A 6,717-nucleotide genomic window follows, 5' to 3' on the forward strand; every position below is an offset into this window, starting at 1 on the left:
CCAAGGATAAACTCAAAGATAAAACACACTGAGATTATCTAACAATTTCACTCCCATCTGATCACTTCAGTTTCCGAGTGTCGCACCACAGAACTGTGACTGGCTGGTGATAAACTCCATTGCTGCAGTACTCACTGGTGAGACTTCCAGAACAAAGGATATGTCAATATCAGCAACCATTAGCCAGTGAAACTGTATCTCTTGCACGGCTTCTTGTAATGAAGCCTGGAAGATTAGCCAGCCATGAATGCAGGCGAAAAGTGTCATCAACAGGTTAAAGTAAGCCGCTGGTCTTGGTCCTGTACGACGCACTATTCCTGTTGCCCAGGGGATAGTTAAAAATGCCCCAATCCAACTGTAAATAGGAACTACCCAAATAGTCTGAGTAAGGAACTCAGTCATCACGCCTTGACCTCATCATTTCATTGAATCAATTAAATAAAAATCGGTACTAATTAGCCCAAACGGATTTTTAAAGTTACGATTTTCCTCGGTTTACAGCTAATAATGTGGTGATTTGTCTTAAATCATTAGTATTTTTATAACTTTATCAGTTAAGGGTTATCTTGGACATAATCCAGGCAGATTTTTCCATAATATTTTTTTGATCATTACCATAAAACGTGGTTATTGACATCATGACAAGTAACCTTTATAGAACCGATAACGCTAACTGATTAAAGGTCAAGTCGGGCTTGACAACTGATCAAGCATTTGTATTAAAGCTCAAATCAGGCTTGACAAGCCATCTATCCACCCATCTCTCCTTAGTCAGGTTAGAGCGACCCAGTTCCCCGTGTCGTAACCCAGGAACTCGGTGACCGCACTCAAATTCTGGCGCTTAGTGAGGATTACTTATCTAAAAGTTATAAAAAAATTATAAAACAAAAGCAACCATTCTCCAAAACGGTTAATTTTCGTTAACTAATCTAGCTGACCCCCTCGGAATGTTAAGTTTTGTTAAGGTCTCTCATTAAGAAGTATTATCATATTTTATATTGTCAAATACGCCAAGGTTCTCTATGCTTAGTTTTGGTTGTCCTTTAAACAAAGATGTTGGGGGCATTCCCCGTCTACTATCTTTGTTTGAGCCGGGGTGTTAGCGTAGCTTGGCCGAAAAGCCAGGGAAACAATGACTTTTGGTCAGGCCAACCCACACCCCCCTCCACCCTTTAATCCCCCCCAAACTAACCATGAGGCGGATTAAGCGGGGAGCAAGGGAAGCACAGAAGCACGACCAATACACTTAGCTACCTGATTTAGCTAGGTGAATTAGCTAGGTCAGTTAGCTAGGTCAGTTAGCTACCTGCAATGGGCTTGGTCGGCTCACGTTCTGACGGTGTATCGAAAAGGCCGATTTACCCGGCAACATTGCAGTTACAGGACTTACGCAAGTGCCCCATAAATCCCCCAATTCTGGGGGACTTTGACATCATTACCCCCCAAGCGAACAATCCCTCGCTTGGGGGGGCAGGGGGGCAAAACCAACTAAACTTCGTAAGTCCTAAGTTATCTGCAATGCCACAGAAACCCTAACTACACTGCCCTAACTACACTGCCAGGTGAGTTAGGGAGCGTTCATCACTATTATTTGACTAATCCACTAGGAGAAAAGCGAAATGCCAATTGCTGTTGGAATGATTGAAACTGAGGGCTTTCCAGCTGTTGTAGAAGCAGCTGATGCGATGGTTAAAGCCGCTCGCGTCACCCTTGTGGGTTATGAAAAAATCGGTAGCGCTCGTGTAACCGTGATTGTGCGGGGAGATGTTTCCGAAGTGCAAGCTTCCGTATCCGCTGGGATAGAATCAGCAAACCGGGTGAATGGAGGTAAGGTGGTATCAACCCACATCATCGCTCGTCCCCATGAAAACTTAGAGTATGTCCTACCAATTCGTTACAGCGAAGCTGTGGAACAGTTCCGTAGCTATTAGCCAAGATGCTCCTAAAAACCATAGAGAGTCTAGAGGCAATTGGCACAAGCTTGGGTGCTGAACTGGTTGGTATGCAGTGACTATAGGTTTAGCAAAGAGCGCTTATATGCCGTCACAACCATCCCACGTGTGGTCAGCGCGTGGGTTGATCAAAATCTTGATAAACGTCTAGGAGTAAAATTCATGTCAATTGCTGTGGGAATGGTGGAAACCCTTGGTTTTCCAGCGGTTGTAGAAGCCGCAGATGCTATGGTGAAAGCGGCTCGTGTCACCCTTGTGGGTTATGAAAAAATTGGTAGCGCTCGTGTAACCGTGATTGTGCGGGGAGATGTGTCTGAGGTGCAAGCCTCCGTATCCGCTGGGGTTGATAACGTTAAGCGTGTTAATGGCGGTCAGGTATTATCTACCCATATTATTGCTCGACCTCACGAAAACCTGGAGTATGTTCTACCAATTCGTTATACCGAAGATGTGGAACAGTTCCGGGAGAGTACTAACGCCATCCGTCCGATGAACCGTCCATAATCGTCCGTCAATTTGAGATTCAATACATGCCGGTGTCAAGTAGGGGATGTGCTTACCATGAGGGGAGAGATTGCTTGATCCACTAGTTTTGGCTTCGCCATATAACTGCTCCCTAATCCATCTCCCCCCAAGTCCTGTCACCCCAAGTCCTGTTATAAGTTAGGTCAATGCAAATTGCCAAGGTCCGAGGCACGGTCGTTAGTACTTATAAAGATCCTAGTCTTAGAGGAACTAAATTCCTTTTCCTGCAATACCTAGATGATGCAGGAGAACCACTCCCCAAGTATGAGGTCGCAGCTGACATAGTCGGTGCTGGTATAAATGAGTGGGTGCTAGTCAGCCGTGGCAGCGCGGCTCGGCAAGTCGGTGAGAGTGACAAGCGTCCCATCGACGCTATGGTGGTGGGGATTATTGACACGGTCAGTGTGGACAATAGCATGCTCTACAGCAAAAAAGACCAGTATTAGTGAGTAGGTTCGGACAATAGTAGCTTTGGGTAGTAGCTTTGGGTAGTAGCTTTGGGTAGTAGCTTATCCCTGGTTATCCATTGCTCGATTCTGACTTGAGCCCTATAGCTTTCCAAAGCAGTTATTTGTAACGATAAGCCATAACGGTAGAGGTTAACTATTAACAATCCAGCAATTTCTGCGTGATTACAATTCCCGAGTGGGAGCAGCAGAAATAACTAACCCCAATCCTCAAGTGTGGGGCTTGACAAAAATCTATTTCATGACAGTGTATCTCAAATAAAAATTAGGAGGAAAACATCTATGGCATTTAGCACCCAGGCAGCTCCCCCAACACCGTGGTCAAGGAATCTGGCCGAACCAAAAATTGATGACACAGCTTATGTGCATTCTTTTTCCAACATCATTGGAAATGTAGAGATTGCGGCCAATGTATTGATTGCTTCGGGAACCTCGATTCGAGCTGATGAAGGGGGAGCATTTTACATCGGTGAAGGCACTAATATTCAAGATGGTGTTGTGATTCATGGTCTTGAAGAAGGTCGGGTTGTTGGGGATGACCAGAAAGAGTACTCGGTCTGGATTGGCAAGAATGCATCAATTACCCACTTGAGCCTGATTCATGGTCCTGCTTATATTGGGGATGATTGCTTTATTGGCTTTCGCTCTACGGTGTTTAATGCTAGAGTTGGCAAGGGCTGTATTGTGATGATGCATGCCCTTGTTCAGGATGTCGAAATTCCTCCCGGTAAATATGTGCCTTCCGGAGCGGTGATTACTAATCAGCAGCAAGCTGACCGACTACCGGATGTAGAAGAGCAAGATAGAACGTTTGCTAACCATGTGGTGGCAATCAATGAGGCATTGCGGGCGGGTTATCAGTGTGCAGAGGATGATTCCTGCATGATGCCCATCCGCAAGGAAATTGCCGAAAATGCTGACTCTAATGGTCATAGTAGCCCTGATAGTTCCCATAAATCTTTCAGATCAATGTCTTCAAATACAGGATTAAGTTCAGAGCTTCAACAACGAGTTCGTCAACTGTTAGGCCAAGGATACCGAATTGGTGCTGAATATGCTGATGAGCGTCGCTTCCGTACTAGTTCCTGGAAGAGTGCTTCCGGAATAGACTCCGATCGTGAATCAGAAGTGCTCCAATCCTTGGGTGATTGTCTGGCAGACCACGCTGGTGAGTATGTCCGACTAATTGGGATTGACCCGAAAGCTAAACGCCGGGTGTGTGAAGAGATTATCCAAAAACCGGGTGGCCAAGTGTCTCGGAGTTCCAGTGGATCTGGTTCAAGCAGCTACAGCCCCTACAGCTCTGCTCCCCAACCTGCTGCGGCTGTATCTAACAATGGCTTAGAGGCATCAGTGGATGATCTAGTTCGTCAACTGTTGTCCCAAGGGTATCGCATTGGTATTGAGTATGCTGATGAGCGTCGCTTCCGGACTAGTTCCTGGAAGAGTGCTCCTGGCATAAACTCCGATAACGTATCACAGGCTGTGGCAGACCTGGGAGCTTGTTTGGCAGACCACGCTGGTGAGTATGTCCGACTGATTGGGATTGACCCGCAAGCTAAGCGCCGGGTGATGGAAAAGATTATTCAAAAACCTGGGGACACTGTCAACCCTGGTGCTAAATCTGCCCCTAGTAGTAGTAGCTATACTCCCCGTTCAACGCAATCCTCAGGATTTAATGGCAGCAGCGCTTCTGGTTCATCCTTGAGTCAAGATATCATTGATAAGATTCGTAACTTGTTGTCCCAAGGTTTTCGCATTGGTACTGAACATGCGGATAAACGTCGATTCCGCACCAGCTCTTGGCAGAGTTGCTCCCCCATTGATTCTACTCAGGTTTCAGACGTGGTTGAAGGTCTAGAAACCTGCTTGGTTGAACATTCGGGTGAGTATGTAAGGTTGATTGGTATTGATCCGAAAGCTAAACGGCGTGTTCTAGAGACGCTGATTCAAAAGCCGTAATCCATAATTATAGCACAGGGAACAGGGAAAGAGGGGCGGGGGCGCGGGAAGTGTGGGAAGTGTGGGAAGTGTGGGTAGATGGGGGGAAGCCCCAATACCGCACTGCATCCCTTAGAAAAAAAACCGTCAAACCCTATCCCCCTAATCCCTTGCTGTCAGAATCATTCAATTTAAATCAAGACCAGCTTATTGATAGCTATTAGACTTCTTGCAACGGTAAAGAAGCCATCAAAAATGATAGTGCTAGAGTCAAATTTAATCCTAAAACCCTTTACCCAGAATTCTTTACCCCGACAATTGCAGCGAAGTCTACTGTGCCCAAAATTATGCACTTGCCTAAACTTCTATTGAGTAATAATTCTCATATACACGTGGAAGGAAATGTGAGCATTGATCCTAGTGCTGCTATTTCAGCAGGGGTAATTTTGCGAGCGGATCCAGACAGTAAAATAACGATTGCAGCCGGTGTTTGTATCGGTATGGGAGCAATTATTCATGCTCACAAAGGTACTGTGGAGGTGGAATCAGGAGCGAGTTTGGGAGCTGGGGTTCTGGTCGTGGGGAAGGGAAAAATTGGCGCTAATGCTAGTATTGGCTCCCTGACGACAATTTGGAATCATTCTGTAGAATCCTTACAAGTGGTACCATCAGCCTCCGTGTTGGGGGATAAGGGGCGTCCATTACCGGAAGAGTCTCAACCAACTCCTGATAGCTTGGAGCAGAAACCTCAGGAGTCGTCATCAACTTTACCTGATCAAAGCTTTACCACTGAATCTGTGAATGGTCAAGTGCCATCCACCAGTAATACGGTGGCTACAGATACCACCGAGACTAATACTACAGATACCAATTCTATAGAGACTAATTCTACAGAGACTAATTCTACAGAGACTAATTCTATAGATACCAATTCTACAGAGACTAACACCACAGAAACTATTGAGGCTGAGAGGACGGCGGAGTCGCAGACAGAATCACCAGCTCCGAAGACTCAGCCTACTGTTCATGGGCAGGGGAGCTTGAACCGATTACTGGATACTTTGTTTCCTTACAATCAATCTTTTAATAGTCCTAGCAAAGATACATAACAGCTGTTTAGACTTATTCCTTTTTTGCGATCGCTTTTAGCGGGCTCTTCGAGCCATCGCATAAGCGCGGAAGCTGAGGCCTTTGGGCCACGCTTTGCGATCGCGAAGCGTGACAATCATGTCAATCGCCTTTGGCGGGCTCTTCGAGCCATCGCTTCATCGCTTAGCGTGACTTTTGGTCAATCCCATAAAAATTCCCTAGATGCAGGCTAGGGTGAGGTTAGGTGATTTTTCAAGGCTTCTGGCACATTAATTGCTGTTTCCAACCCCTGCACGTTCTCCCACTTCGTGTCCTCATTCCAGGAAATGTTTTCGAGGTTTGCCTCACTAAGGTCTGCCCAGCTGAGGTTTGCCTCACTAAGGTCTGCCCAGCTGAGGTCTGTTGAGCTGAGGTCTGCCTGTCTGAGGTTTGCCTGTCTGAGGTTTGCCTGTCTGAGGTTTGCCCAGCTGAGGTATGCCTGTCTGAGGTTTGCCAACCTGAGGTTTGCCGAGCTGAGGTTTGCCCAGCTGAGGTTTGCCTGTCTGAGGTATGCCTGTCTGAGGTCTGCGAAGCTGAGCTTTGCCGACCTGAGGTCTGCCAACCTGAGGTCTGCCAACCTGAGGTCTGCCTCTCTGAGGTCTACCTGTCTGAGGTCTGCCTCTCTGAGGTCTACCTGTCTGAGGTCTGCCTTTCTGAGGTATGCCTGTCTGAGGTATGCCTTTCTGAGGTATGCCTGCCTAAGG

Annotated in this window: 6 protein-coding genes and 2 pseudogenes; 6 read left to right on the top strand and 2 right to left on the bottom strand. The window is 46.6% G+C overall.

The window, feature by feature from the left end; genetic code table 11:
• Positions 1-66: 66 nt before the first annotated feature.
• A complete protein-coding gene (locus F6K20_RS18910; protein ID WP_287295636.1) occupies positions 67-402 on the bottom strand; it encodes a hypothetical protein in 336 nt (111 codons plus the stop codon).
• A gap of 1,217 nt (positions 403-1,619) precedes the next feature.
• Here F6K20_RS18910 and F6K20_RS18915 point away from each other — a divergent pair.
• The 6 genes and pseudogenes from F6K20_RS18915 to F6K20_RS40720 all read left to right on the top strand — a co-directional run.
• On the top strand, positions 1,620-1,931 hold the full coding sequence (locus tag F6K20_RS18915; protein WP_008185070.1) for a carbon dioxide-concentrating mechanism protein CcmK: 312 nt from the start codon (positions 1,620-1,622) through the stop codon (positions 1,929-1,931).
• Positions 1,932-2,114: 183 nt separating this feature from the next.
• A complete protein-coding gene (locus F6K20_RS18920) occupies positions 2,115-2,456 on the top strand; it encodes a carbon dioxide-concentrating mechanism protein CcmK (RefSeq protein WP_044493402.1) in 342 nt (113 codons plus the stop codon).
• 167 nt (positions 2,457-2,623) lie between these two features.
• Positions 2,624-2,923 carry a beta-carboxysome shell vertex protein CcmL gene (gene ccmL / locus F6K20_RS18925; protein WP_008185074.1) on the top strand — a complete coding sequence of 100 codons (300 nt, stop codon included), beginning with the start codon at positions 2,624-2,626 and terminating at the stop codon, positions 2,921-2,923.
• A 303-nt stretch (positions 2,924-3,226) separates the two neighbouring features.
• A complete protein-coding gene (ccmM, locus tag F6K20_RS18930; protein WP_008185078.1) occupies positions 3,227-4,906 on the top strand; it encodes a beta-carboxysome scaffolding protein CcmM in 1,680 nt (559 codons plus the stop codon).
• A gap of 383 nt (positions 4,907-5,289) precedes the next feature.
• Complete coding sequence (gene ccmN / locus F6K20_RS18935; RefSeq protein WP_287265140.1) at positions 5,290-5,994, top strand: beta-carboxysome scaffolding protein CcmN; 705 nt, start codon at positions 5,290-5,292, stop codon at positions 5,992-5,994.
• Between the two features lie 306 nt (positions 5,995-6,300).
• A pseudogene (locus F6K20_RS40720) lies at positions 6,301-6,369 on the top strand (hypothetical protein); the annotation flags it as partial.
• 293 nt (positions 6,370-6,662) lie between these two features.
• Here F6K20_RS40720 and F6K20_RS40725 read toward each other — a convergent pair.
• Positions 6,663-6,717, bottom strand: a pseudogene (locus tag F6K20_RS40725) (hypothetical protein); the annotation flags it as partial.

This window comes from Moorena sp. SIO2C4 (assembly GCF_010672485.1).
Taxonomy (GTDB): domain Bacteria; phylum Cyanobacteriota; class Cyanobacteriia; order Cyanobacteriales; family Coleofasciculaceae; genus Moorena; species Moorena producens.

Excerpts from the sequence above, each read along its gene's own strand:
- F6K20_RS18910 (WP_287295636.1), bottom strand. The coding sequence starts at position 402 with ATGACTGAGTTCCTTACTCAGACTATTTGGGTAGTTCCTATTTACAGT.
- F6K20_RS18915 (WP_008185070.1), top strand. The coding sequence starts at position 1,620 with ATGCCAATTGCTGTTGGAATGATTGAAACTGAGGGCTTTCCAGCTGTT.
- F6K20_RS18920 (WP_044493402.1), top strand. The coding sequence starts at position 2,115 with ATGTCAATTGCTGTGGGAATGGTGGAAACCCTTGGTTTTCCAGCGGTT.
- ccmL (WP_008185074.1), top strand. The coding sequence starts at position 2,624 with ATGCAAATTGCCAAGGTCCGAGGCACGGTCGTTAGTACTTATAAAGAT.
- ccmM (WP_008185078.1), top strand. The coding sequence starts at position 3,227 with ATGGCATTTAGCACCCAGGCAGCTCCCCCAACACCGTGGTCAAGGAAT.